This window comes from Geodermatophilus ruber, from assembly GCF_900114385.1.
GTDB lineage: Bacteria > Actinomycetota > Actinomycetes > Mycobacteriales > Geodermatophilaceae > Geodermatophilus > Geodermatophilus ruber.
In genome coordinates this window covers 137,392-161,721 of sequence record NZ_FOSW01000012.1, presented here as the reverse complement: position 1 = coordinate 161,721, position 24,330 = coordinate 137,392, and the positions used below count along the sequence as shown (strand labels likewise).

Annotated in this window: 25 protein-coding genes; 18 read left to right on the top strand and 7 right to left on the bottom strand. The window is 73.0% G+C overall.

Annotation, left to right across the window (positions count from 1 at the left end):
* Window positions 1-293: 293 nt before the first annotated feature.
* The 11 genes from atpB to BMZ50_RS18110 all read left to right on the top strand — a co-directional run bounded on the left by atpB (window position 294) and on the right by BMZ50_RS18110 (window position 9,386).
* Window positions 294-1,121 (top strand): F0F1 ATP synthase subunit A, encoded by an 828-nt coding sequence (gene atpB / locus BMZ50_RS18160; RefSeq protein ID WP_091327640.1) that lies wholly within the window; start codon window positions 294-296, stop codon window positions 1,119-1,121.
* Between the two features lie 110 nt (window positions 1,122-1,231).
* Complete coding sequence (gene atpE, locus BMZ50_RS18155; protein WP_014742489.1) at window positions 1,232-1,459, top strand: ATP synthase F0 subunit C; 228 nt, start codon at window positions 1,232-1,234, stop codon at window positions 1,457-1,459.
* A gap of 49 nt (window positions 1,460-1,508) precedes the next feature.
* On the top strand, window positions 1,509-2,087 hold the full coding sequence (locus tag BMZ50_RS18150) for a F0F1 ATP synthase subunit B (protein WP_091327637.1): 579 nt from the start codon (window positions 1,509-1,511) through the stop codon (window positions 2,085-2,087).
* Window positions 2,087-2,905 carry a F0F1 ATP synthase subunit delta gene (locus tag BMZ50_RS18145; protein WP_091327633.1) on the top strand — a complete coding sequence of 273 codons (819 nt, stop codon included), beginning with the start codon at window positions 2,087-2,089 and terminating at the stop codon, window positions 2,903-2,905. Before BMZ50_RS18150 ends, BMZ50_RS18145 begins: the two co-directional genes overlap by 1 nt.
* Before the next feature lie 73 nt (window positions 2,906-2,978).
* Window positions 2,979-4,616 carry a F0F1 ATP synthase subunit alpha gene (atpA, locus tag BMZ50_RS18140; RefSeq protein ID WP_091327630.1) on the top strand — a complete coding sequence of 546 codons (1,638 nt, stop codon included), beginning with the start codon at window positions 2,979-2,981 and terminating at the stop codon, window positions 4,614-4,616.
* 2 nt (window positions 4,617-4,618) lie between these two features.
* Entirely contained in the window at window positions 4,619-5,590 is a 972-nt protein-coding gene (locus tag BMZ50_RS18135) for a F0F1 ATP synthase subunit gamma (protein WP_091327627.1), read from the top strand.
* Between the two features lie 76 nt (window positions 5,591-5,666).
* Window positions 5,667-7,112 carry a F0F1 ATP synthase subunit beta gene (gene atpD, locus BMZ50_RS18130; RefSeq protein WP_177212869.1) on the top strand — a complete coding sequence of 482 codons (1,446 nt, stop codon included), beginning with the start codon at window positions 5,667-5,669 and terminating at the stop codon, window positions 7,110-7,112.
* Between the two features lie 277 nt (window positions 7,113-7,389).
* Complete coding sequence (locus BMZ50_RS18125; protein WP_177212868.1) at window positions 7,390-8,097, top strand: Rv1352/Rv1906c domain-containing protein; 708 nt, start codon at window positions 7,390-7,392, stop codon at window positions 8,095-8,097.
* A 68-nt stretch (window positions 8,098-8,165) separates the two neighbouring features.
* A complete protein-coding gene (locus BMZ50_RS18120) occupies window positions 8,166-8,420 on the top strand; it encodes a hypothetical protein (RefSeq protein WP_091327619.1) in 255 nt (84 codons plus the stop codon).
* Window positions 8,421-8,562: 142 nt separating this feature from the next.
* The gene (locus tag BMZ50_RS18115) at window positions 8,563-8,952 is read left to right on the top strand and encodes a F0F1 ATP synthase subunit epsilon (protein ID WP_091327615.1); all 390 of its coding nucleotides are present in this window, start codon (window positions 8,563-8,565) and stop codon (window positions 8,950-8,952) included.
* Window positions 8,953-8,984: 32 nt separating this feature from the next.
* A complete protein-coding gene (locus BMZ50_RS18110; protein WP_091327610.1) occupies window positions 8,985-9,386 on the top strand; it encodes a DUF2550 domain-containing protein in 402 nt (133 codons plus the stop codon).
* A 6-nt stretch (window positions 9,387-9,392) separates the two neighbouring features.
* On the opposite strand, the gene BMZ50_RS18105 is transcribed toward BMZ50_RS18110, so the two are convergent.
* Entirely contained in the window at window positions 9,393-10,046 is a 654-nt protein-coding gene (locus BMZ50_RS18105) for a cob(I)yrinic acid a,c-diamide adenosyltransferase (protein WP_091327606.1), read from the bottom strand.
* A gap of 90 nt (window positions 10,047-10,136) precedes the next feature.
* On the opposite strand from BMZ50_RS18105, the gene murA reads away from it, so the two are divergent.
* A complete protein-coding gene (gene murA, locus BMZ50_RS18100; RefSeq protein ID WP_091327603.1) occupies window positions 10,137-11,417 on the top strand; it encodes a UDP-N-acetylglucosamine 1-carboxyvinyltransferase in 1,281 nt (426 codons plus the stop codon).
* A gap of 7 nt (window positions 11,418-11,424) precedes the next feature.
* Here the strand turns inward: murA and BMZ50_RS18095 are convergent, their stop codons facing one another.
* Window positions 11,425-11,781 carry a hypothetical protein gene (locus BMZ50_RS18095; protein WP_245753719.1) on the bottom strand — a complete coding sequence of 119 codons (357 nt, stop codon included), beginning with the start codon at window positions 11,779-11,781 and terminating at the stop codon, window positions 11,425-11,427.
* A 55-nt stretch (window positions 11,782-11,836) separates the two neighbouring features.
* On the opposite strand from BMZ50_RS18095, the gene BMZ50_RS18090 reads away from it, so the two are divergent.
* From BMZ50_RS18090 to BMZ50_RS18080, 3 genes are all read left to right on the top strand, one after another.
* Entirely contained in the window at window positions 11,837-13,828 is a 1,992-nt protein-coding gene (locus BMZ50_RS18090; RefSeq protein ID WP_091327600.1) for a protein meaA, read from the top strand.
* A 145-nt stretch (window positions 13,829-13,973) separates the two neighbouring features.
* Window positions 13,974-14,747 carry an enoyl-CoA hydratase-related protein gene (locus BMZ50_RS18085; RefSeq protein ID WP_091327596.1) on the top strand — a complete coding sequence of 258 codons (774 nt, stop codon included), beginning with the start codon at window positions 13,974-13,976 and terminating at the stop codon, window positions 14,745-14,747.
* Between the two features lie 184 nt (window positions 14,748-14,931).
* Window positions 14,932-16,278, top strand: a complete 1,347-nt coding sequence (locus BMZ50_RS18080) for a dicarboxylate/amino acid:cation symporter (protein ID WP_091327593.1) — start codon at window positions 14,932-14,934, stop codon at window positions 16,276-16,278.
* 19 nt (window positions 16,279-16,297) lie between these two features.
* Here the strand turns inward: BMZ50_RS18080 and BMZ50_RS18075 are convergent, their stop codons facing one another.
* On the bottom strand, window positions 16,298-17,164 hold the full coding sequence (locus BMZ50_RS18075) for a hypothetical protein (RefSeq protein ID WP_091327590.1): 867 nt from the start codon (window positions 17,162-17,164) through the stop codon (window positions 16,298-16,300).
* Window positions 17,165-17,244: 80 nt separating this feature from the next.
* On the opposite strand from BMZ50_RS18075, the gene nucS reads away from it, so the two are divergent.
* From nucS to BMZ50_RS18060, 3 genes are all read left to right on the top strand, one after another.
* Entirely contained in the window at window positions 17,245-17,916 is a 672-nt protein-coding gene (gene nucS, locus BMZ50_RS18070; protein WP_091327587.1) for an endonuclease NucS, read from the top strand.
* A 116-nt stretch (window positions 17,917-18,032) separates the two neighbouring features.
* A complete protein-coding gene (locus BMZ50_RS18065) occupies window positions 18,033-19,814 on the top strand; it encodes a 3-hydroxyacyl-CoA dehydrogenase family protein (RefSeq protein ID WP_091327583.1) in 1,782 nt (593 codons plus the stop codon).
* A gap of 6 nt (window positions 19,815-19,820) precedes the next feature.
* Window positions 19,821-20,126: a hypothetical protein gene (locus tag BMZ50_RS18060; RefSeq protein ID WP_091327580.1), complete on the top strand. Its 306-nt coding sequence runs from the start codon at window positions 19,821-19,823 to the stop codon at window positions 20,124-20,126.
* On the opposite strand, the gene BMZ50_RS18055 is transcribed toward BMZ50_RS18060, so the two are convergent.
* The 4 genes from BMZ50_RS18055 to ccrA form a co-directional block, all read right to left on the bottom strand.
* The gene (locus BMZ50_RS18055) at window positions 20,123-20,713 is read right to left on the bottom strand and encodes a class F sortase (RefSeq protein WP_245753718.1); all 591 of its coding nucleotides are present in this window, start codon (window positions 20,711-20,713) and stop codon (window positions 20,123-20,125) included. The two genes, BMZ50_RS18060 and BMZ50_RS18055, sit on opposite strands and share 4 nt — an antisense overlap.
* Window positions 20,710-21,534: a DUF4397 domain-containing protein gene (locus BMZ50_RS18050; protein WP_245753717.1), complete on the bottom strand. Its 825-nt coding sequence runs from the start codon at window positions 21,532-21,534 to the stop codon at window positions 20,710-20,712. Before BMZ50_RS18050 ends, BMZ50_RS18055 begins: the two co-directional genes overlap by 4 nt.
* Window positions 21,535-21,620: 86 nt before the next feature.
* Window positions 21,621-22,784 (bottom strand): coiled-coil domain-containing protein, encoded by a 1,164-nt coding sequence (locus BMZ50_RS18045; protein WP_091327573.1) that lies wholly within the window; start codon window positions 22,782-22,784, stop codon window positions 21,621-21,623.
* Between the two features lie 145 nt (window positions 22,785-22,929).
* Window positions 22,930-24,261, bottom strand: a complete 1,332-nt coding sequence (gene ccrA, locus BMZ50_RS18040) for a crotonyl-CoA carboxylase/reductase (protein WP_091327572.1) — start codon at window positions 24,259-24,261, stop codon at window positions 22,930-22,932.
* Window positions 24,262-24,330 lie beyond the last annotated feature (69 nt).

The following is a 24,330-nucleotide window of genomic DNA, read 5'->3' as shown; positions in this document are numbered from 1 at the left end:
CGGCCCCGACCTGCGAGTCCGGCACGGCAGGGCAGTGGTGCCGAGACGGGCTATGCGGTCATCGGGACGATGATTTCCGGGATGGCCGTGTGGGGCGGGGCCGGGTGGCTGCTTGACCAGTGGCTGGACACGCGGGTGTTCTTCCCGGTCGGCATCATCTTCGGCATGGCGGTCGCCATCTACCTGGTGGTGGCCCGGTACGGAGCCGCCGACCCGCCCCCCGCGGGACGGCGGCCAACACGCACGACCCCGGGCGGACGACGGAGCCGGCCCAGGACGCAGAAGGGACAACGGTGACCTCCAGCGCCCTCGAGCGCGGCAGCGTGCTCGCTGTCGAGAGCGACCCCGGCGGCGGCTTCGTCGCCCCGGGGCTCAGCGAGTTCTACCCGGAGCCGGTGGCCACCTTCTCGCTCCTGGGTGTGGACTTCGAGATCACCCGGATCACGATCATCCTGTGGATCGCGACCCTCGCGATGATCGCCTTCCTGGTCGCCGCGGTACGCAAGCCGCAGATCGTGCCGGGCAAGCTGCAGTACCTCGGGGAGACCGGCTACTCGCTGATCCGCGACGGCGTCGCCCGCGACGTGGTCGGCCCCAAGGGGCTGCCGTTCGCGCCGTTCCTCGCCTCGCTGTTCTTCTTCATCCTGGCGAACAACCTGATGGCGATCATCCCGTTCGCCCAGATCTCGCCGATGTCTAAGTTCGCCTTCCCGCTCGTCCTCGCGGCGATCTGCTGGGTGCTCTACATCTGGGTCGGCATCCGAGAGCAGGGTGCCGGCAAGTACTTCAAGGACATCCTCTTCCTGCCCGGCGTCCCGAAGCCGATGTACATCCTGGTGACGCCGATCGAGATCCTGCAGAACTTCGTCGTCCGGCCCTTCACCCTCGCCGTCCGACTCTTCGCGAACATGTTCGCCGGCCACATGCTCCTGGTGGTCTTCGCGCTCGGCGCGACCTACCTGTTCACGGTCGGCAACTTCTCGGCGGTCTTCGGCCCGATCTCGGCCCTGATGGCGATCGTGATGACCTTCTTCGAGCTGCTGGTCATCTTCCTGCAGGCGTATGTCTTCACCGTCCTGATGGGGACCTACCTCAACGGGTCCATCGAGGCCGAGCACTGACGGCCGTCGGCACCCGGCACCACCCCTGATCTGCACCACCTGCTCCACCTGCACGACCCCGCCAGCCGCCCGGCGACCGCCGGGCGACGACAGAGGAGGAACACCCCGCAATGGACGTTCTGGCAGAACTGACCGGCAGCATCGGCTCGGTCGGCTACGGTCTCGCCGCCATCGGCCCGGGCATCGGCGTCGGCATCGTCTGGGCCGCCTACATCCAGGCGACCGCCCGGCAGCCCGAGTCCGCCGGTCTGACCCGCACCTACGCGTTCCTCGGGTTCGCCCTCTCCGAGGCGCTGGCGCTGATCGGCTTCGTCGTCCCCTTCGTCTTCGGGACCTGATTCGTCCGCCTGAGTACAGGCACCGACTCCAGACAGGGACACTGAGAGCATGAGCATTCTCGCTGCGGAGAGCGCCAACCCGCTCATCCCGCCGCTCGGCGAGATCATCATCGGGCTGATCGCCTTCGCGATCGTGCTGCTGGTGATGTTCAAGTTCGTCGCGCCGCGCTTCGAGCAGGTCTTCCGTGCTCGCCGGGAAGCCATCGAGGGCGGCATCGAGCGCGCCGAGGCGATGCAGGCCGAGGCCAGAGAAGCGCTGGAGCAGTACCGCGCCCAGCTCGCCGAGGCACGCACCGAGGCGGCACAGATCCGGGACCAGGCCCGCGCGGAGGGTCAGCAGATCCTGGAGGAGCTGCGGGTCCAGGCCCAGCAGGAGTCCGCGCGGATCATCGCCCGCGGCGAGGAGCAGCTCGCGGCCTCGCGCCAGCAGGTGATCAACGAGCTGCGCGGGCAGATCGGTGCGCTCGCCGTCGACCTCGCCGGCCGCATCGTCGGTGAGTCCCTCGAGGACGAGGCCCGGCGCAGCGGCACGGTCGACCGGTTCCTCGACCAGCTCGACGGCATGGCCGCCGGCTCGCCCGACGGCCGCCCCGGCAGCTCGGTGTACGTCCCGGAGGGCAACCGCTGATGGATGCCTCCAGCCGGGAGGCGCTCGCGCAGGCGCGCGAGCGCCTGGCCGAGCGGACCCAGGGGGCGACCGGCCCCGCGCTGCTCGCCCTCGCCGACGAGCTGTTCGCCGTCGCGCGGGTGCTCGACGAGCAGGTCACGCTGCGCCGGGCGCTGTCGGACCCGTCGGTCAAGCCGGCCGACCGGGCCGGCCTGGCCCGCCAGGTCTTCGGCGGCAAGATCGCCGAGCCGGCCCTGGACCTGGTCGAGACGGTGGCACGGCAGCGCTGGTCGCGCCCGCGGGACCTGGTGGAGGCCGTGATGTCCCTCGCCACCGACGCCGCCCTGGCTGCGGCTGCGGTGCAGGGGGAGCTGGACGGGGTCGAGGACGAGCTGTTCCGGTTCGGCCGGATCGTGGCCGGGGACCTGCAGCTGTCGCAGATCCTCGGCGACCGGTTGGTCCCGGCGGCCGGCAAGGCCGCGCTGCTCGACCGGCTGCTGTCCGGGCGGGTCAGCCCGATCACCGCGCTCCTGCTGCGCAACCACCTCACCAGCGGGCAGGTCAGCACCGCCGAGGTGGTCATCGAGCGGCTCTCGGAGGTGGCGGCCAGCCGGCGGGGCCGGTCGGTCGCGCGCGTCACTAGTGCCGTTCCGCTCACCGCCGTGCAGCAGCGCCGGCTCACCGACGTGCTCGGACGCCTCTACGGACGGGCGATCGAGCTGCAGGTCACCGTGGACCCGGAGATCCTCGGCGGCCTGCTCATCCGCGTCGGTGACGAGCTGATCGACGGCAGCATCGCCCACCGTCTCGAGGCCGCCGGCCGCCGGCTCGCCGGCTGAGGCCGGCGGACCGCGCACCGAGCCCCAGTCCAGCAGACAGACACCACCCCATCAGGGAAGAGGACGCAGACCCATGGCCGAGCTGACGATCTCCGCAGACGAGATCCGCAGTGCCATCCAGAACTTCGTCACCGAGTACTCCCCGGACGTCTCCCGGGAAGAGGTCGGGATCGTCACCGAGGCCGGCGACGGCATCGCCCGGGTCGAGGGCCTGCCCTCGGTCATGACCAACGAGCTGCTCGAGTTCGAGAGCGGCGTCCGCGGCCTGGCCCTGAACCTGGACGTCCGAGAGGTCGGTGTCGTCGTCCTCGGTGACTACGCCGGGATCGAGGAGGGCCAGCAGGTCCGCCGCACCGGCGAGGTGCTCTCGGTGCCCGTCGGCGACGGCTACCTCGGCCGGGTCGTCGACCCGCTGGGCAACCCGATCGACGGGGCCGGCCCCGTCGCCACCACTGCCCGCCGCGCACTGGAGCTGCAGGCGCCCACCGTGGTGCAGCGGCAGTCGGTGCACGAGCCGCTGCAGACCGGCATCAAGGCCATCGACGCCATGACGCCGATCGGCCGCGGCCAGCGTCAGCTGATCATCGGCGACCGCCAGACCGGCAAGACGGCCATCGCGCTCGACGCGATCATCAACCAGAAGGAAGCCTGGGCGACCGGCGACCCGGCGCAGCAGGTGCGCTGCATCTACGTGGCGGTCGGCCAGAAGGGCTCGACGATCGCGGCCATCCGGTCCTCCCTGGAGGAGGCCGGCGCGATGGAGTACACGACCATCGTCGCGGCCCCGGCGTCGGAGGCCGCGGGCTTCAAGTACATCGCGCCCTACACCGGCTCGGCCATCGGCCAGCACTGGATGTACGAGGGCAAGCACGTCCTGATCGTGTTCGACGACCTGTCCAAGCAGGCCGAGGCCTACCGCGCCGTCTCCCTGCTGCTGCGCCGCCCGCCGGGCCGCGAGGCGTACCCCGGTGACGTCTTCTACTTGCACTCCCGGCTGCTCGAGCGTTGCGCGAAGCTCTCCGACGAGATGGGCGCCGGTTCGATGACGGGGCTGCCGATCATCGAGACCAAGGGCAACGACGTGTCGGCCTACATCCCGACAAACGTCATCTCGATCACCGACGGGCAGATCTTCCTCGAGACCGGTCTGTTCAACTCCGGCGTCCGCCCCGCCATCAACGTGGGCATCTCGGTGTCCCGCGTGGGTGGCTCGGCGCAGATCAAGGCGATGAAGGCGGTCGCCGGCCGCCTTCGGCTCGACCTCGCCCAGTACCGCGAGCTCGAGGCGTTCGCCTCGTTCTCCTCCGACCTGGACGCCACCAGCCGGGCGACCCTGGAGCGTGGGCAGCGCCTCGTCGAGCTGCTCAAGCAGGGCCAGTACCAGCCCTACCCGGTGGAGCGCGAGGTCGTCTCCATCTGGCTGGGCACCACCGGCAAGCTCGACCGGGTGCCGGTGTCGGAGGTCCGCCGCTTCGAGGCCGAGTTCCTGGACTTCGTCGCCCGGAAGTACAGCGGCGTCTTCGACGAGATCCGGCAGACCAAGGCGCTCGGCGACGACGCCGTGCGCACCCTGGAGGCCGCCGTCGAGGAGTTCTACGGCCAGTTCCAGACGGCCGAGGGCGAGACCCTGCAGCTGAACGAGCCCGAGGCCGAGGCCATGGACGCGTCCCAGCGCGGCCAGGAGCGCGTCCAGGTCAAGCGGAGCGCCTGACCGTGGCCGGCAACCTCCGCGCGCTGCGGCGCCGCATCCGCTCCACGCAGTCGACGAAGAAGATCTTCTCGGCGCAGGAGCTGATCGCCGGTGCCCGCATCGTGCGCGCCCAGGCCCGGGTGGAGGCGTCCAAGCCCTACGCCCGGGAGATCACCCGCGTGCTGTCGGCGCTGGCGTCCTCGGCATCGCTGGACCACCCGTTGCTGACCGAGCGGCAGAACCCGCGCCGCGCGGCAGTCCTCGTGATCACCTCCGACCGCGGGTTCGCCGGCTCGTACAACGTGAACGTGCTGCGTCGCACGGAGGAACTGCTCTCGTTGCTGCGGCAGGAGGGCAAGGAGCCGGTCCTCTACGTGGTCGGCCGGAAGGGGGAGACCTACTACTCCTTCCGTCACCGCGAGATGGCCGACACCTTCACCGGCTTCTCCGAGCAGCCGTCCTACCCCGACGCCCAGCGGGTGGGGGAGGAGCTCATCGCCGCCTTCACCGCCGGTGAGGACGACGAGGACGGCGGCCCCGGTGAGGACGGCATCGCCGGCGTGGACGAGCTGCACATCGTCTACACCGAGTTCCGCTCGCTGCTCTCGCAGGTCCCGGTCGCCAAGCGGATGGCTCCGCTGGAGGTCGAGGAGGTCGAGGAGTTCGACTACGAGCGGGAGGAGCGCGAGCAGGGCGTCACCGGCGACAGCGGCGTGCCGACCTCCTACGAGTTCGAGCCCTCGGCCGAGGCGCTGCTCGACGCGCTGCTGCCCAAGTACGTCACCACCCGCATCTACGCGGCGATGCTCGAGGCCGCGGCCTCGGAGTCGGCGTCCCGGCGGCGGGCGATGAAGTCGGCCTCGGACAACGCCGAGGAGCTGGCCAAGAACCTCTCCCGGCAGGCCAACCAGGCCCGCCAGGCCGAGATCACCCAGGAGATCAGCGAGATCGTCGGCGGTGCCGACGCGCTCGTGTCGGCCGGCGCCGACGACTGATCACGACCCGGCCGCGGCGCGCCGGGGACACTGAAGACGCGGAACAACCGAGCCCGAGGGCAGGAGAGCACTACAGATGACCGTCACCGAGGACCGTCCGACCATCTCGCAGACGCAGGCCGCCGGCCGCGTCGTGCGGGTCACCGGGCCGGTCGTCGACGTCGAGTTCCCGCGCGACGCGATGCCCGACCTGTTCAACGCCCTGAAGGTGGAGGTCACCCTCGCCGACCTGGGCAAGACGCTGACCCTCGAGGTCGCCCAGCACCTGGGCGACAACGTGGTCCGCACCATCTCGATGCAGCCGACCGACGGTCTGGTCCGCGGCGCGGAGGTGCGCGACACCGGCGGCCCGATCTCGGTGCCCGTCGGTGACGTGACGACCGGCCACGTGTGGAACGCCCTCGGCGAGTGCCTCGACGAGCCGGGCTACGGCGCGGACGCCCTGCGCTGGGGGATCCACCGGCACGCGCCGCGGTTCGACCAGCTCGAGGGCCGCACCGAGATGATGGAGACCGGCATCAAGGTCATCGACCTGCTGACGCCCTACGTGGCCGGTGGGAAGATCGGCCTGTTCGGCGGTGCCGGTGTGGGCAAGACGGTGCTCATCCAGGAGATGATCCGCCGCGTCGCCCAGGAGTTCGGTGGCGTGTCGGTGTTCGCCGGCGTCGGCGAGCGCACCCGTGAGGGCAATGACCTCATCACCGAGATGTCCGAGTCCGGCGTCATCAACTCCACGGCGCTGGTCTTCGGTCAGATGGACGAGCCGCCGGGCACCCGGCTGCGGGTGGCGCTCTCGGCGCTGACGATGGCGGAGTACTTCCGCGACGAGCAGAACCAGGACGTGCTGCTCTTCATCGACAACATCTTCCGGTTCACCCAGGCCGGCTCGGAGGTCTCCACGCTGCTGGGCCGCATGCCCTCCGCCGTGGGTTACCAGCCGACCCTGGCCGACGAGATGGGTGAGCTGCAGGAGCGGATCACCTCGACCCGCGGCCACTCGATCACCTCGATGCAGGCCATCTACGTCCCCGCCGACGACATCACCGACCCGGCGCCGCACACGACCTTCGCCCACCTCGACGCGACGACCGTGCTCTCCCGGCCGATCTCGGAGAAGGGCATCTACCCGGCCGTGGACCCGCTGGACTCCACCAGCCGGATCCTCGACCCGCAGTACGTGGGCCAGGAGCACTACTCGATCGCCCAGACGGTGAAGCAGATCCTGCAGCGCTACCAGGAGCTGCAGGACATCATCGCCATCCTCGGCATCGACGAGCTCGGCGAGGAGGACAAGGTCACCGTCAACCGGGCCCGGCGCATCGAACGGTTCCTCTCGCAGAACATGTTCGTCGCCGAGGCGTTCACCGGTCAGCCGGGTTCCTTCGTGCCGCTGGCCGAGACGCTGCAGGCGTTCAAGGCGCTGGCCGAGGGCGAGTACGACCACGTCCCCGAGCAGGCGTTCTTCATGTGCGGTGGCCTCGAGGACCTCGAGCGCAACGCGGAGAAGCTGAAGCGGGGCTGAGCTCGCTCACTCGCACACCGGACGGCCGGATCCCCTCGCGGGGGTCCGGCCGTTCTGCGTGTCGGGGATCGGCGGGTCCCGGTACCGATGAGGATGCCTTCGCCCGGCTGTCGGAGCCGGGGACCGGATGGGGGCGGCAGTGGACGCAGGACGGGACGACGCCGGGACGGGGACGGCGGGGGCCGGATGGGCACCCCCGGTCCCGCCGGCGGACGGCGCCCCGGCGTGGTCGGGCACGGCCGGCGGGACCGTGCCGCCGGCCTGGACCGGACCGGGAGTGGCCGAGCAGGGGCCGCCGGCCTGGACCCCGACGGTCGTCTGGGAGGTGCCCGGGGCCCCCGCCCGGCCGCTCGGGGCCCCGCCGCCGGCCCAGGCCGGAGCGGCTCCCGCTCCGCGCCGCCGGTGGTGGCCCGTGGCGGCGCTGGTCGCCGGCGTCCTGACCGTCGGGTTGGGCGGCGGCGTCGCGATCGGGGTGCTCGCCGCCGACGACCAGGCCCGGGTGGACGCGCTCGACGCCGAGGTGGAGGGGCTGCAGGGCGAGGTGACCGACCTCGAGCGCGAGGTGGCCGACGTGCGCGCCCGGGCCGAGGAGGACGTCGCGACCGCGCGCGCGGACGCGCAGGCCGCGGTGGAGGCGGAGAACGGCGCCCGGCAGGCCGCGCTCGACGCGCGGGCGGCCGAGCTGGACAGCCGGGAGGGCGAGCTGGCCGCCCGCGAGGACGCCGTGGCGGTACTGGAGAAGCAGGCGGAGGACGGCGGCTTCCCGGGCAGCGGGGTCCGCCTCGTCGGCGCGGAGGTGGCCCCGGGCACCTACCGCGCCAGCAGCCCCGAGGACTGCTACTGGGAGCGGCGGTCCGGGCTCTCCGGTGACTTCGACGAGATCATCACCAACGGGATCGGCGCCGGGGATGCCACCGTGACGATCCGGGCCTCCGACGTCGCGTTCGCCTCCGAGCGCTGCGGGACCTGGCAGCGGATCGGCTGACCGGACCGGAAATCTTCCGCTCCCGTGTGAGTGAACGCTGGTGCTGGGCACTCAAGGGCAGACACTCGATGCCGATCAAGACGGTGCCGATCAAGCATGCCGAGAGCCCGGAGCACCCGGGTACCGCACGGGAGACGATGGTGGACGGAACGACCGGGACGAGGTCGCACGGCGACGCCGGCTGGAGCTGGCCCCCCTCGGGCGGCGTCCCCTATGCCGGCGGCCAGCAGTTCGTCACCGAGCACTGGGCGCCGGCCTCCACCGTCCGCCACCCGTGGGTACGGGTGGGCCGCTGGACCCTCCTCTACCGCCGGGCCGCCTGAGCCCGCACCCCGCGCAGGCCGCAGAACCCGGCTCGCCGCAGGTCGCGCCGAGCGCGCCGTTAGAGTGGTGCCGATCCGTCGTCGGTGCCCGCCCCGGGCCCGGCGACCCCGCACCGCCCGTCGGTGGACCTCGAGGAGTGTCGTGGCGACCCTGCAGGTCGAGTTGGTGGCCGTCGAGCGGCTGATCTGGTCCGGCGAGGCCAGCATGGTCATCGCGCGCACGACGGAGGGCGAGATCGGCGTGCTGCCCGGGCACGCGCCGCTGCTCGGTGAGCTCGCCCCCGGCGGCGTGGTCCGGGTCCGGACCACCGAGGGCGAGGACATGATCGTCGCCGCGCACGGCGGGTTCCTGTCGGTGACCCAGCGCGGTGTGTCCATCCTCGCCGAGACCGCGGAGATCTCCAGCGAGATCGACGTCGAGCGGGCCCGAGAGGCGCTGCGTCGCGCCGAGGACGGCGGCGACGACCCGGAGGCCGTGGCCGCGGCGCGCCGCGCCCAGTCCCGGCTGCGGGCCGCCGGCCAGGACGCCTGAGCGCTTCCTGAGGCGCGGCGCCGGGCCCGGGGATGACCACCGCACTGCTCGTCCTGGCCGGCGTCCTGGTCGTCGGGCTGGTGGTCGCCTTCCTGCTCCGGCGGCGCTTCCTGCTCTCCGGCCTCGGTGCGGTCACGATGTGGCTGCGCCCGGCCGGCTCGGGCCGCTGGTCGGTGGGAGTCGCCTGGTACGGCGGCGACGTGCTGCTCTGGTACCGGGCGCTGTCGCTGTCCGTGCGCCCCAACCAGCGCCTGGACCGGTCGCAGGTGCGCATCGAGGGCCGGCGGAACGCCGGTCCGGACGACGTCCCGCTGCCCGACGACGTCGCCGTCCTCGCCATCGAGACCGGCAACCGGCGGCAGGAGCTGGCCATGGACCCCTCGACGGTGACCGGCTTCCTCTCCTGGGTGGAGTCCGCGCCGCCGATCCGGTGAGCCGGGTCAGTCCTCGGCCGGCTCCTGGGCGCCCTCCGGCGCCGAGCTCTCCGGCACCGTGGTGGACGCGGCCCGCTGGGCGTGCGCCCCGCTGTGCGCGCCGGGCTCCCACAGCACGTCGCCGCCGGGGTTGGCCACCCGGGCGAGGATGAACAGCAGGTCCGAGAGCCGGTTGAGGTAGCGGGCGGTCTCGGCGTTGGTCCGGTCCCCGTCGTCGGCCAGCAGCGCCCACACGCTGCGCTCGGCGCGGCGGACGACGACCCGGGCCTGGTGCAGCAGGGCGGCCAGCGGCGTCCCGCCCGGCAGGATGAAGCTGGCGAGCTTGGGCAGCGTCGCGTTGTACGTGTCGCAGGCGGCCTCGAGCCGCTCGGTGTAGGCGGCGGTGACCCGCAGCGGCGGGAACCCCGGGTCGGACACGACCGGCGTGCACAGGTCCGCGCCGACGTCGAACAGGTCGTTCTGCACGCTGCGCAGCAGGTCCGCCAGCTCCGCCGTCGGGGACCCCAGGGCCAGGGCCACCCCGAGCACGCTGTTGGCCTCGTCGACCTCGGCGTAGGCCACCAGCCGGGGGTCGGTCTTGGCCACCCGGCTCATGTCGCCCAGGTGGGTCTGGCCGGCGTCACCGGTCTTCGTGTAGATGCGCGTGAGCCGGACGGTCATGCCGGGAGCCTAGAAGAAGGACCCTGCTGCCCCCCACCCCTCGCAGGCTCGTGGCGGGACCCTGCAGCAGGGCCACCGTAGGGTGGGCCGGTGGAGTGCTTCGAGGTCACCGGCGGGACGGCCCTGACCGGCCGGGTGCGGGTCACCGGCGCCAAGAACAGCGCCCTCAAGCTCATGGCCGCGGCCCTGCTGGCGTCCGGGCGTACCACCATCGAGGAGGTCCCGGACATCCTCGACGTCGCCATCATGAGCGAGGTGCTGCGCCGGCTGGGCTGCGACGTCACCTACGAGCGCTACTCGCTCGGCGGTGGCGGCGGGCGGGTGGTCGTCGACGTCCCCGCCGAGCCGGGAACCGAGACCGACTACGACCTGGTCCGCAAGATGCGGGCCTCGATCAGCGTGCTGGGGCCGCTGGTCGCCCGCTGCGGGTCGGCGCGCGTCGCCCTGCCCGGCGGGGACGCGATCGGCTCCCGCGGCCTGGACATGCACATCTCCGGCCTGGAGCGGCTGGGCGCCACCATCGAGAGCGAGCACGGCTTCCTGGTGGCCACCGCGCCGCGGCTGCGCGGCACGTCGATCTGGCTGGACTTCCCCTCGGTCGGGGCGACCGAGAACCTGGTGATGGCCGCGGTGCTCGCCGAGGGCACCACCGTGATCGACAACGCCGCCCGCGAGCCCGAGATCGCCGACCTGTGCGAGATGCTCGCCGCGATGGGGGCGCGGATCGAGGGCGCCGGCACCTCGACGATCACCGTGGACGGCGTGCCCGAGCTCAAGCCGGTCACCTGCACGACCGTGCCCGACCGCATCGTGGCCGGCACCTGGGCGATCGGGGCGGTGATGACCCGCGGCGACGTCGTCATCGAGCGGGCGGTCCCCGACCACCTGACCGTGGCGCTGGCCAAGCTGGCCGACGCCGGCGCGCACATCGAGCCGGTGGAGGACGGCCTGCGCGTGGCCATGGACGGGCGGCCCCGCTGCGTGGACGTCGTGACGCTGCCCTATCCCGGCTTCCCCACCGACCTGCAGCCGATGGCGGTCGCGCTGGCCGCGGTCTCCACCGGCACCGCGTTGATCACCGAGAACGTCTTCGAGGGCCGGTTCATGTTCGTCAACGAGCTGGTCCGGCTCGGGGCATCGGTGCGCATCGACGGGCATCACGCCGTCGTCCGGGGTCGGGAGCGGCTCTCCAGCGCCCCGGTGCTGGCCACCGACATCCGCGCCGGCGCCGGGCTGGTGCTGGCCGGCCTGGTCTCCGACGGCGTGACCGAGGTGCAGGACGTGCACCACGTCGACCGGGGCTATCCCGACTTCGTCGAGCAGCTGCGCGGCCTCGGCGCGCAGATCGAGCGGATCCACCGGCCGGACTGACCCGCCCTCACCCGGCGGGGAAGGAGGCCGCCAGCCGCGCTGCCCGGTCGGCGTCCTCGGGGAAGACGAGCACCTCGACCCGGTGCGGCCCGGACCCGCGGACCGTCGAGCGGATGCCGGCATCGGAGAGGACCGCCCGCAGGGCCAGCGCGGACTCCCGGCGGGCGAGCGTGGCGACCGGCGTCAGCAGGCCGTCGTCGGTCGGCGGACGGCGGCGCTCGTCGGGGGCGAACGCCCAGCGCAGGAACAGGGCCAGGAGCCCACGACGGCGAACGCGATCGCCGGGCCGACCAGATGGTGCAGGGCGCTGCCCGTCCCGACCGGCATCGGCGACCTCCTCGCGGCTGCTCTGCGAGTGTCCCACCGGGCTCGGGGGGCGGAGATGCTACTGGTGGGTAACCGCCCTACACTTCGCGGGCATGCCGTTCCCTTCGAAGCCGTTGGAGCGCGACCGCCCCTGGGTCATGCGCACCTACGCCGGCCACTCCTCGCCGGCCGAGTCCAACGCCCTGTACCGGCGCAACCTGGCCAAGGGCCAGACCGGCCTGTCGGTCGCCTTCGACCTGCCGACGCAGACCGGCTACGACCCCGACGACGAGCTGGCGGTCGGTGAGGTCGGCAAGGTGGGCGTGCCGGTCACGCACATCGGCGACATGCGCGCCCTGTTCGACGGCATCCCGCTCGACGAGATGAACACGTCGATGACGATCAACGCCACCGCGATGTGGCTGCTCGCGCTCTACCAGGCGGTGGCCGAGGAGCACGGGCACGACGTCAGCAAGCTCGCCGGGACGACGCAGAACGACATCATCAAGGAGTACCTGTCGCGGGGGACCTACGTGTTCCCGCCCGGGCCGAGCATGCGGCTGATCACCGACATGGTGGCCTACACCGTGACGGCCCTGCCGAAGTGGAACCCGACCAACATCTGCAGCTACCACCTGCAGGAGGCCGGGGCGACGCCGGTGCAGGAGATCGCCTACGCGCTCTCCACCGCGATCGCCGTCCTGGACTCGGTGCGCGACTCCGGGCAGGTGCCGCAGGAGAAGTTCGGCGAGGTCGTCGCGCGCATCTCCTTCTTCGTCAACGCGGGCGTCCGCTTCGTCGAGGAGATGTGCAAGATGCGCGCCTTCACCCAGCTCTGGGACGAGCTGACCAGGGAGCGCTACGGCGTCGAGGACCCCAAGCACCGCCGCTTCCGCTACGGCGTTCAGGTCAACTCCCTCGGGCTGACCGAGGCGCAGCCGGAGAACAACGTCCAGCGGATCGTGCTGGAGATGCTCGCCGTCACGCTGTCCCGCGACGCCCGCGCCCGCGCGGTGCAGCTGCCCGCGTGGAACGAGGCCCTCGGCCTGCCGCGGCCGTGGGACCAGCAGTGGTCGCTGCGGCTGCAGCAGGTGCTGGCCTACGAGACCGACCTGCTCGAGTACGAGGACCTCTTCACCGGCTCGGTCGTCGTCGAGCAGAAGGTCGCCGAGCTCGTCGAGGGCGCCCGCGCGGAGATCGCCCGGGTGCAGGAGATGGGCGGCGCGGTGGCCGCCGTCGAGTCCGGCTACATGAAGGGCCAGCTGGTCGCCTCGCTGGCCGAGCGGCGCCGGCGGATGGAGAGCGGCGAGGACGTCGTCGTCGGTGTGAACAGGTTCGAGACCACCGAGCCCAACCCGCTGACCGCCGACCTCGACACCGCGATCATGGTCGTCGACCCCGCCGTGGAGGCCGCCGCCCAGGAGGCGGTGAAGAAGTGGCGGGCCGACCGGGACCAGGACGCGTGCGACAAGGCCCTCGACGCCCTGCGCGAGGCGGCGGCCGGCGACGCCAACCTGATGGCTGCCACCCTCGACTGCGCCCGCGCCGGCGTGACGACGGGGGAGTGGGCCGGGGTGCTCCGCGAGGTCTTCGGCGAGTACCGGGCGCCCACCGGCGTCGCCGCCGCGACCGGGGGCGGGGAGGCCGACGAGACGCTGGCCGACGTCCGCGCGCGGGTGCGGGCCACCGGCGAGGAGCTGGGCGGGCGGCTGCGCTTCCTGGTCGGCAAGCCGGGGCTGGACGGGCACTCCAACGGCGCCGAGCAGATCGCCGTCCGCGCCCGCGACGCCGGGTTCGAGGTCATCTACCAGGGCATCCGGCTCACGCCCGCGCAGATCGTCTCGGCCGCGGTCGAGGAGGACGTGCACGTCGTCGGCCTGTCGGTGCTCTCCGGCTCGCATCTGCAGGTGGTGCCGGCGGTGCTGCGCGGCCTGAAGGAGGCCGGCCTCGACGACGTCCCGGTCGTCGTCGGCGGGATCATCCCGGACAGCGACGCGCGCCGGCTGCGCGAGCAGGGCGTGGCCCGCGTCTTCACGCCGAAGGACTTCGGGCTCACCGAGATCATGGGTCAGGTCGTCGACGTGATCCGCGAGGCCCACGCCTGACGCGAAGACGCTCGGTGGCGCAACCGTCACCGTCTCGGCGCCGGCCAGCTCCGCGAGCGAGGCGTACGCCTGCAGCTCGGGGTGGTCGTCGGCGACCGGCGCGCGCTGCGTTGCCCGCCGCGGACGATCGTGGTGGAGTCCCGGCATGGACGGACACGGTGCGCCCCGGATCGAGCGCAAGGACGGCGTCGCCACGATCACGATGACGCGCCCGGCCAGGCGCAATGCCCTGTCCCGCGAGCACCTGGGACAGCTGCTGGCCGCGGTCACCGAGGTCGGGCAGAGCGACGCGCTGGGCATCGTCCTGGCCGCCGAGGGGCCGGTCTTCAGCGCCGGGCACGACTTCGCCGACGTGGCCGGGGCCTCCCTGCCGGAGGTCCGCAGCCTGCTGCGGCTGTGCACCGAGCTGATGCAGACCCTCCAGGACGTCCCGCAGGTCGTGCTGGCCCGCGTCCACGCGCTGGCCACCGCCGCGGGCTGCCAGCTGGTGGCCTCCTGCGACCTCGCCGTGGCCGCCGAGTCCGCCGGCTTCGCCGCCCCGGGCGGGAAGGGCGGCTGGTTCTGCCACACGCCGATGGTCGCGATCGCCCGCAACGTGGGGCGCAAGCGGGCGATGGAGCTGGCGCTGACCGGCGACGTGATCGACGCCGCCACCGCGCTGGACTGGGGCCTGGTGAACCGGGTCGTGCCCGACGACCAGCTCGACGCCGCGGTGGCCGACCTGATGGGCCGGGCCACCCGCGGCTCGCGGGCGAGCAAGGCGTGGGGCAAACAGACGATGTACGCGCAGCTGGACCGCCCGGAGCGGGACGCCTACACGACCGCGATCGAGGTGATGGCCGCGGCCAGCCAGCTGCCCGGCGCGGTCGAGGGCATGTCTGCGTTCCTGGAGAAGCGCCGACCGGTCTGGCCCGACTGATCGCGTGCCGTGAGATCCCGCACAGCGGGATGGGGCGGCGCCGCGACGGGCTTGCACCCCGTGTGCACGACCTGTGGAACCTCACGCGGCGGCGTGCGCTCGACTTCGGACGGATGACGACCGACTCCTGAGCGCCCCCGCGCCTCGGTCGTCCTCTCCCGCACCGTCCCCGGAAGGCACTGCAGTGCTCGCACGTCTCCGTCGCGTCCCCTTCGCGGCGCAGGTCCTCCTCGCTCTCATCGTGGGCGTCGCCCTCGGGCTGGTCGCCCGGGACCTGGGGCCCGTCGCCGACGGCACCCCGAACTGGCTGACCAGCACCCTCGACACCGTCGGCAGCACCTTCGTGACCCTGCTCAAGGTCCTGGTCCCGCCGCTGATCGTGACCGCGGTCATCGTCAGCATCGCCAACCTCAGGCAGGTGTCGAACGCCGCCCGGCTGGCCGGGCAGACCCTGCTGTGGTTCGCGATCACCGCGCTGATCGCCGTTGCGATCGGCATCGGACTGGGCCTGCTCACCGAGCCCGGCAGCAACAGCTCCGTCGACGCCGCGAGCGCGGCCGTCCCGGAGAAGACCGGCTCCTGGTGGGACTTTCTCACCGGCCTGGTGCCCGGCAACATCTTCGGCCTGCAGTCCTCGGCGGAGGGCGTGCTGTCGTTCAACGTGCTCCAGCTGATCGTGATCGCCGTGGCCATCGGAATCGCGGCGCTCAAGGTCGGCGAGCCGGCCGAGCCGTTCCTGGCACTGACCCGCTCGGCGCTGGCCATCGTGCAGAGGGTGCTGTGGTGGGTGATCCTGCTGGCCCCGATCGGCACGGTCGGCCTGATCGGCAACGCCGTGGCCAGCTACGGCTGGGAGTCCCTGGGCTCCCTCGGCGCGTTCACCGGTGCGGTCTACGCGGGCCTGGCACTGGTGCTGTTCGTCGTCTACCCGGTGCTGCTCCGGCTGCACGGCCTCTCCCCGCTGCGGTACTTCGCGGGTGCCTGGCCGGCGATCCAGTTGGCGTTCGTGTCCCGCTCGTCGATCGGCACGCTGCCGGTGACCGAGCGGGTGACCGAGCAGAACCTCGGCGTCCCGCGGTCCTACGCCTCCTTCGCCGTCCCGCTGGGCGCGACGACGAAGATGGACGGCTGCGCGGCGATCTACCCGGCGCTGGCCGCGATCTTCGTGGCCCAGTTCTTCGGCGTGGACCTGTCGGTCACCGACTACCTGCTGATCGCTCTGGTCTCCGTGGCCGGTTCCGCCGCTACCGCGGGCGTCACCGGCGCGGTGGTCATGCTGACCCTGACGCTGTCCACCCTGGGCCTGCCGCTGGCCGGCGTCGGGCTGCTGCTGGCCATCGACCCGATCCTCGACATGGGTCGCACCGCGGTGAACGTCGCCGGCCAGGCGCTGGTGCCGACCATCGTCGCCAAGCGCGAGGGCATCCTGGACGTCGAGCGCTACCGGTCGACCTCGACGGTCGACCCGCTGGCGCCGGCGGAGGAGTGCGGGGGAGCGGACGCCGACCGGCGCCGCCCCGTGGCCGCCTGAGGAGGGGGCCTGCGGCGTCTCAGGAGCCGGACAGGGCGGTGCAGCCGGTCTCGTGCGGCAGCAGCGGGCGGAGGGTGAGCGCCCAGCGGGTGCCGTCACCGGCCACCCAGGGGGTCAGCGCGTTGGCCACGCCCGCCGCCTCGAGCACCGCCGTCGCCTCGGCGCCGCGCGCGGTGACGCAGGACAGGCCGAGCCGCTGGTCCAGTGGCTCGCCCGGCAGGCCCGGTCCCGGCCAGCTCACCTCGGGCTGGACGAGCTCGGGATCCGGGTCGGCCGCCCACGGCCGGACGACGGCGGCCACGGCGTCGGGGCGGTAGGCCTCCGGACCCGCAGCACCCAGCGACTCCTCCGGCGAGGTCAGCACGTCGAGCAGCCCGCGCAGCTCACCGCGGGCGGCCCGCTGCTCGGGGCTGAGGTCACCGGACACCTCGTCGGGCAGCTCGAGAAGGGCGGCGACCTCCCGGACCGACGTCCCGGTGTCGGTGACGAGGGTGAACCGGGTCGACGGGACGTCGGCGACCGGGGGGCTGCCCAGGTCGCCGGTCTCGGCCACGCCGGCGGTCAGCGCCCGGTCGACCACGGTCTGCACGCCGTCGGCGTCGAGCCGCCAGACCTGCAGGTTGGGCAGCGCGGGCGCGGGGTGGATGGCGATCTGGGGCCCCTGGGCGATCACCCGGCCGTCGGAGTAGACGCTCACCAGCGGGAGGCGGCCGGCCAGCATCTCGGGGGTGACGAACCCGCCGACGTGCTCGATCTGCAGCACCAGCCGGCCGGGTCCCTCCGGTGCCGACGGGCGGGGCGCGGCCGGCCCGCCGCGCTGGGCGCACGCGCAGAGCACGAGCACGAGGGCCAGGACGGCGGTCGACCGGACGGCGCGCGGGGTCACGGCCCTACGACGATCGGCCCGCGCTGCCGGTTCCGGTCTCCGTCACGGCCGCGCCGTCCCGCCCGGTACCGTCGGGCCCCGTGCGCTTGGTCATCGCCCGCTGCTCGGTCGACTACATCGGGCGGCTGACCGCCCACCTGCCCATGGCCTCCCGGCTGCTGCTGGTGAAGGCCGACGGCTCGGTCTCGGTGCACGCCGACGACCGGGCCTACAAGCCGCTGAACTGGATGACGCCGCCCTGCTCGTTCCGGGACGAGCTGCTCGACGGTGCGGGCACCTGGACGGTGACCAACAAGGCCGGCGAGCAGCTGATCATCACCATCGAGTCGGTCGAGCACGACTCCTCGCACGAGCTGGGCGTCGATCCCGGCCTGCAGAAGGACGGCGTCGAGGCGGAGCTGCAGCGGCTGCTCGCGCTGCACGTGGAGACCTTCGGGACCGGCTGGACCCTGGTCCGCCGGGAGTACCCGACCGCGATCGGCCCGGTGGACCTGCTGTGCCGGGACGCCGACGGCCGGACCGTCGCCGTCGAGATCAAGCGCCGCGGCGAGATCGACGGCGTCGAGCAGTTGACGAGATACCTGGAGCTGCTCAACCGCGACCCGCTCCTGGCCCCTGTCCGCGGCGTCTTCGCCGCCCAGGAGATCAAGCCGCAGGCGCGGGTGCTGGCCGGGGACCGCGGCATCGACTGCCTCACCGTCGACTACGCCGTCCTCAAGGGCACCGACGACCCCTCCCAGCGGCTCTTCTGACGCTGGTTACCGATGGGTAGCCCCGAGTGGGCGGGGCGGCCGGCGGGTGCGACACTGCCTTCGATCACGGACGACGGTGCCCGGGTCGCCGGGGCCGACGCAGAGGGGATGGCAGCGTGGCCAGAGAACTGACCGAGGTCGGCGTCGTGGGGCTGGGCACCATGGGTGCCGGCATCACCGAGGTGCTCGCCCGGGCGGGCCTGTCGGTCACCGCCGTGGAGGTCAGCGACCAGGCCCTCGCCCGCGGTCGTGCCCACCTCCAGCACTCGACCGACCGCGCCATCAGCCGCGGCAAGCTGGACGAGGCCGAGCGGGACGCGATCTTCGGGCGGATCCGGTTCTCCACTTCGCTGGAGGATCTCGCCGCCGCGGAGCTGGTCATCGAGGCCGTGCCCGAGCGGATGGAGCTCAAGACCGAGATCTTCGCCGCGCTGGACAAGATCTGCCTGCCGGACACCATCCTGGCGACCAACACCTCGAGCCTGTCGGTCACCGAGCTGTCGGTCGCCACCGGCCGGCCGAGCAAGGTCATCGGGATGCACTTCTTCAACCCGGCGCCGGTCATGAAGCTCGTCGAGGTGGTGCGGACCGTCGTCACCGAGCCGTCCGTCGTCGAGGACGTCGAGGCGCTGGCCTCGCGGCTGGGCAAGGTCGACGTGACCATCGGCGACAAGGCCGGCTTCATCGCCAACGCGCTGCTGTTCGGCTACCTCAACCACGCGGTCTCCATGTACGAGAACCGCTACGCCAGCCGCGAGGACATCGACGCGGCGATGCGGCTGGGCTGCGGCCTGCCGATGGGCCCGCTGGCGCTCATGGACCTCATCGGCATCGACACCGCCTACGAGATCCTCGACACGATGTACAAGCAGTCGCGCAACCGGCTGCACGCGCCCAGCCCGATCATCAAGCAGATGATGACCGCGGGGCTGCTCGGCCGGAAGTCCGGCCGCGGCTTCTACACCTACGCCGAGCGCGACTCGGCCGAGGTGGTCACCGACGCGCAGACCCCGGCCAGCGGGGGCGCCGCGGAGGGCGCGCGGCCGGTGTCGACCGTCGGCGTCGTCGGCTCCGGAACCATGGCCACCGGGATCATCGAGGTGGTCGCCAAGGGCGGCTACGACGTCCGCTTCGTCGCCCGTGCGCCCGAGAAGGTCGAGGCCGTGCAGAAGGCCCTGGCCAGGTCGCTGGAGAAGCAGGTCCAGCGGGGCCGGCTCGACGAGTCCACCCGCGACGGGATCCTCGGCCGGGTCAGCGGGACGACGTCGCTGGACGACCTGGCCGACCGCGACCTGATCGTCGAGGCGGTCGTCGAGTCGCTGCCGGTCAAGGAGGCCCTGTTCGCCAACCTGGGCGAGATCGCGAAGCCCGGCGCGGTGCTCGCCACCACGACCTCCAGCCTGCCGGTCATCGAGTGCGCCAAGGCCAGCGGCCGCCCGGCCGACGTCGTGGGCATGCACTTCTTCAACCCCGCGCAGGTGATGAAGCTCGTGGAGGTCGTCTCCACGATCTCCACGGCCCCCGACGTGGCGGCCACGGCGCATGCGGTCAGCGCGAAGCTCGGCAAGCACGCGGTCTCCTGCACCGACCGGGCGGGCTTCATCGTCAACGCGCTGCTGTTCCCGTACCTCAACGACGCGGTGAAGATGCTCGAGGCGCACTACGCGACCGCCGACGACATCGACGCGGCGATGAAGGTCGGCTGCGGCTACCCGATGGGCCCGTTCGAGCTGCTCGACGTCGTGGGCCTGGACGTGTCGCTGGCCATCGAGCGGGAGCTCTACACCGAGTTCCGGGAGCCCGGCTTCGCCCCGGCCCCGCTGCTCGAGCACCTGGTCACCGCCGGCTACCTGGGGCGCAAGACCGGCCGCGGGTTCCGGGACTACGCGAGCCGCTGACCCGCGGTGCCCCGCCGGCGTGCTCGGACCGGGTCACGTCCCTCCGGACGTGACCCGGTCCGCCGCGCCGAGCAGGTCGAGGAGGCGGCGGACGGCGACTGGGCGGTCCGCTCGGTCACCGGGTCCTCGACGGGGAAGACCTACCGCTGCCCCGGGTGCGATCAGGAGATCCGGCCCGGGACGCCGCACGTGGTGACCTGGCCGGTGTACGCCCGCGACTCCGACCTGGATCCCTGGGACACCGACTCGGCCGCCGACTGGCGCCGCCACTGGCACACCGCCTGCTGGCGGGCCCGCGGGCGACGGCGCTAGACCGCGACCGCCGTCACGACGACGTTGTCGGCGTAGCTGCGCCGGTCACGGTCGAAGTCGCCGCCGCAGGTGATCAGCCGCAGCTCCGCGCGCGGCGTGGGCCCGTACACCGCGGCGGTCGGGAACGCGTCCTTCGGGTACCGGCTCGTGCCGGTGACCGTGAACCGCACCGTGGTCCCGTCCGCGCGGTCGACCAGCACGTCGTCGCCGGGGGCGAGCCCGCCCAGCCGGAAGAAGACCGCGGGGCCCGCCGTGGAGTCCACGTGGCCGGCGACCACCGCCGGGCCCACCGCGCCCGGGGTGGCGCTCCCGGTGAACCAGCCGGCCTGCGCGAAGTCCGCCGGCGGGACCAGGGCACCGGCGGCATCGACGCCGAGCCGTGCCAGGGAGGTGTCCACGCCGATCGCCGGGATCCGCAGCCGGGCCGGTCCGGCCGTCTGCTCGGGCGGCAGGGCCTCGGCCACGACCGGCGCGCCGGCGGGCGCCTGCGCGGCACCCGGCGGCGCGGGGGAGAGCAGGGCGACGGCGCCGGCGACCAGGGCGGTGCCGGCCAGCAGGCGCCGGGCCAGCGGCAGCCCGCCGCTCACCGCCGGGACCGGCGCAGGGTCAGGACCAGCACCGCGGCGGCGACGAGCAGGCCCGCGCCGGCCACCGCCGTCGGGAGGCGGCCGTCCCCGGCGGTGCCGCCGGCCCCAGCCTCCACCCCACCCCCCGGCACGACGGCGGCGCCCACGGCGTCGACCAGCGGCCGCACCGCCAGCCCCCCGCCGGGGCGGTCCAGCACCAGCAGGCTGTAGACCGAGCCGGCGGCGAGGTCGAGCGGCACCTCCGTCGCCGTCCCGTCGCCGGTCACCCGCAGCACCGTGGCGCCGGCGGGCACGGGCTCGTAGTCCCCGGCTCCGGGGAACGCCAGGCCGCTGGCCAGGGGTGGCCTGCCCGGCACCGTGGCGTCCAGCGCGGGCACGGTCGCCGCGGCGGCGACGACGCGCACCCGCGCCATGCCCGCGGGAGGCGGCGTGCGGTCGTCGTCGAGCACGGCCAGCTGCAGGCCGGCGAAGGAGCCGGTGGCCGCCACTGTCCGCGCGTCGCCGGCGGCGGGCAGCTCGACGGTCGTGGACAGCACCGGAGGCGTCGCGGGGTCGCCGCCGGCGGTGCGCACGCTGACGGCGTACCTGCCGGGGGGCAGCGGGCGGTACTCCGACACCTCGCCGTAGCCGAGCTGCGCGCCCGTGATCGCCGCGGTCGGCTCGCCGGCGGGGGCGACGGCGACGTCCACGGCGGGGGTGTCGGGGGAGAGGTGGGCCAGCCGGAGGTACCCGTCCCCGGCCGCGGCCGCGGGGGGCAGGCCGGTCAGCGCGATCCCGGCGGTGAGCAGGACGGCGCCCAGCACGCGGGCACACCGGGCCACCGCTGTCCTCCCGCGCGTTCCCCGGGCGCCGGTGCCCGCGGCGCCGCGTCCTCCGGTGCGCGGCGCCCGGCCGGCTGTCGGCCGGCTCAGCGGGACGCGGGGGTGGCCGGCTGGTTGCCGGTGTCGGCCGGCGCCGGCTTCACCGCCGGCTGCACCTGCGTGGGCGGGCCGGGCACCGGGCGCATCTGCTGGGTCTGCTGCGGCGCCGCCTGCTGCTGCGCCGGGGCCGGCTGCGGGGCTGCTGGCTGCTGCTGGACGGCCGGCTGCGTGGCGGTCGGCGTGCGGGTGGGCTGGCGGGCGGCAGCTGCCTCCCCGGTACCGGTCGACGGCGCCTCCGCGGGACGCTGGGCCGGCTGCTGCTGCTGCTTGGGCGGGACGGGCGGCTGCTGGCCCGGCGCCGGCGGCTGCCCCGGGACGGGCGGCCTGGCCCCTGCCTTCTGCCCCGGCCGCCGGTCACCCAGGTCGGGCATGCTGTCCAGCACCCGCCGCGCCTCGGCGAGCCGGCCGGTCAGCTCGTCGCGCACCGCGCGGATGGCCGCGGCGGCCGTCTCGGCCTCGCTGACCAGCTGGGCGGCGTGCTTCTCGGCCGCGGCGATGCGCTGGCGGGCGGCCTCCGCCGAGGCTCGATCCCGCTCCTCCTCCAGGCGGGCGGCCTCCTGGCGGCGGGCTCGCTGGGCGATCTCGAAGTCCTCCTCGACCTTCGTCCGGCGGGCCTGGGATTCCGCATCGAGATGCGCGACCTTCTCCTGGGCCTTGCTGACCAGCTCGTCGGCGCGGATCTGGGCCTTGGTGGCGATCTGCTCGGCGTTCTGCCGCGCCTCGGCCATCATGCGCTCGACCTCGGCCTGCCCGGCGGCGTGCCGCTCGAGCATGGCCCGCTCCTCGGCGGCGGTCTGCTCGCGCAGCGCGGCCGCCTCCTCCTGAGCGGTCCGGCGGATCTCGTCGGCCTCCTCCTGGGCGAGCTGCATCATGTGGGCGATGCGCCCGCTCATGTTGGCCATCGTCGTCGGGCCGGCGTCCGCGGCCTGGCGCCGGAGGGCGTCGGTCTCGGCCTGGCGGGCCTGCAACTCCCTGACCAGGTCGTTGACCCGGCCCATCGCGGCATCCCGGTCGGCCAGGGCCACGCGGATGTCGGCCTCGAGGCGCTCGATCGTCTCGGCCACCTGGTGCCGGTCGTAGCCCCGCAGCACCACGTCGAACGAGTGCTGGGCCTCACGCATCGGCAGCATGTCGCGACGGGGATCGGTCATGCGGTCATCCTCGCAGAGTCGGGAGACGGGGTCGGCGTGTCGGGAGAGCTTCCCAGCAGACTGCCAGGACCCCTGCACGGCGTACCGCCGCGCCCCGCCCTGGGCCGGGCGGGGCGCGGCGGCTCCAGTCCGCGTACCGGCGTGGTCACACGCCCCGGAACCGGTTGATCGCGGAGAGGTGCTTCTCGCGCTTCTCGGCGTCCTTGACGCCGAGGCCTTCGGTGGGGGCGAGGGTGAGGACGCCGACCTTGCCCTGGTGGGCGTTGCGGTGGACGTCGAGGGTGGCCTGGCCGACCTCCTCCATCGGGTAGACCTTCGACAGCGTCGGGTGGATGAGGCCCTTGTCGATCAGCCGGTTGGCCTCCCACGCCTCCTTGTAGTTGGCGAAGTGCGAACTGAGGATCTTCTTCAGGTTCATCCACAGGTACCGGTTGTCGTACTCGTGCAGGTAGCCGGTGGTGGAGGCGCAGGTGATGATCGTGCCGCCCTTCTTGGCGACGTAGACGCTGGCGCCGAAGGTCTCCCGGCCGGGGTGCTCGAAGACGATGTCGACGTCCTCGCCGCCGGTGAGCTCGCGGATCTTCTTGCCGAACCGCTGCCACTCCTTGGGATCCTGGGTGGCCTCGTCCTTCCAGAACTTGTAGCCCTCGGCGGAGCGGTCGATCACCAGTTCGGCGCCCATGGAGCGGACGATGTCGGCCTTCTCCGGGGAGGAGACGACGCAGACCGGGATGGCGCCGCCGTTGAGCGCCATCTGGGTGGCGTAGGAACCCAGGCCGCCGGAGGCGCCCCAGATGAGCACGGTGTCGCCCTGCTTCATGTTCGCGCCGTTGCGGCTGACCAGCTGCCGGTAGGCGGTGGAGTTCACCAGCCCCGGGGCGGCGGCCTCCTCCCAGGTGAGGTGGGCCGGCTTGGGCATGAGCTGGTTGCTCTTGACCAGCGCCAGCTCGGCCAGGCCGCCGAAGTTGGTCTCGAAGCCCCAGATCCGCTGCTGGGGGTCCATCATCGTGTCGTCGTGGCCGGCCGGGTCCTCCAGCTCCACCGAGAGGCAGTGCGCGACGACCTCGTCCCCGGGCTTCCACTTGTTCACACCCGGGCCCACCCGGAGGACGACGCCGGCGAGGTCGGAGCCGACGACGTGGTACGGCAGGTCGTGCTTCTTCGTGAGCTCCGAGACGCGGCCGTAGCGCTCCAGGAACCCGAAGGTCGAGACCGGCTCGAAGATCGACGTCCAGACGGTGTTGTAGTTCACCGACGACGCCATCACGGCCACGATGGCCTCACCCGGGCCGAGCTCCGGGGTGGCGACCTCCTCCACGTGGAGGGACTTGCGCGGGTCCTTCTCCTTGGTGGGCAGGCCCTCGAACATGTCCTGCTCGTCCTTGCGGACCAGCACGGCCCGGTAGGACTGCGGCACCTCCAGTCCGGCGAGGGCGTCCAGCTGGTCGGCGAGGATGGCGTCCCTGATCTCGTTCACGCGGTCTCCCGGGTCTTCGTCGGCTCGTGAGGGGCGATCGTGCGGTGCAGGTCGGCGGGGAGGTTACCG

What these genes read in the sequence shown, in the direction of transcription:
- BMZ50_RS18085 (WP_091327596.1), top strand. Translation starts at nt 13,974, where the DNA reads ATGGACGGACACGGTGCGCCCCGGATCGAGCGCAAGGACGGCGTCGCC.
- atpD (WP_177212869.1), top strand. Translation starts at nt 5,667, where the DNA reads ATGACCGTCACCGAGGACCGTCCGACCATCTCGCAGACGCAGGCCGCC.
- BMZ50_RS18105 (WP_091327606.1), bottom strand. Translation starts at nt 10,046, where the DNA reads ATGACCGTCCGGCTCACGCGCATCTACACGAAGACCGGTGACGCCGGC.
- BMZ50_RS18110 (WP_091327610.1), top strand. Translation starts at nt 8,985, where the DNA reads ATGACCACCGCACTGCTCGTCCTGGCCGGCGTCCTGGTCGTCGGGCTG.
- BMZ50_RS18090 (WP_091327600.1), top strand. Translation starts at nt 11,837, where the DNA reads ATGCCGTTCCCTTCGAAGCCGTTGGAGCGCGACCGCCCCTGGGTCATG.
- BMZ50_RS18150 (WP_091327637.1), top strand. Translation starts at nt 1,509, where the DNA reads ATGAGCATTCTCGCTGCGGAGAGCGCCAACCCGCTCATCCCGCCGCTC.
- atpE (WP_014742489.1), top strand. Translation starts at nt 1,232, where the DNA reads ATGGACGTTCTGGCAGAACTGACCGGCAGCATCGGCTCGGTCGGCTAC.
- atpA (WP_091327630.1), top strand. Translation starts at nt 2,979, where the DNA reads ATGGCCGAGCTGACGATCTCCGCAGACGAGATCCGCAGTGCCATCCAG.
- BMZ50_RS18120 (WP_091327619.1), top strand. Translation starts at nt 8,166, where the DNA reads ATGCCGATCAAGACGGTGCCGATCAAGCATGCCGAGAGCCCGGAGCAC.
- BMZ50_RS18045 (WP_091327573.1), bottom strand. Translation starts at nt 22,784, where the DNA reads ATGACCGATCCCCGTCGCGACATGCTGCCGATGCGTGAGGCCCAGCAC.
- BMZ50_RS18145 (WP_091327633.1), top strand. Translation starts at nt 2,087, where the DNA reads ATGGATGCCTCCAGCCGGGAGGCGCTCGCGCAGGCGCGCGAGCGCCTG.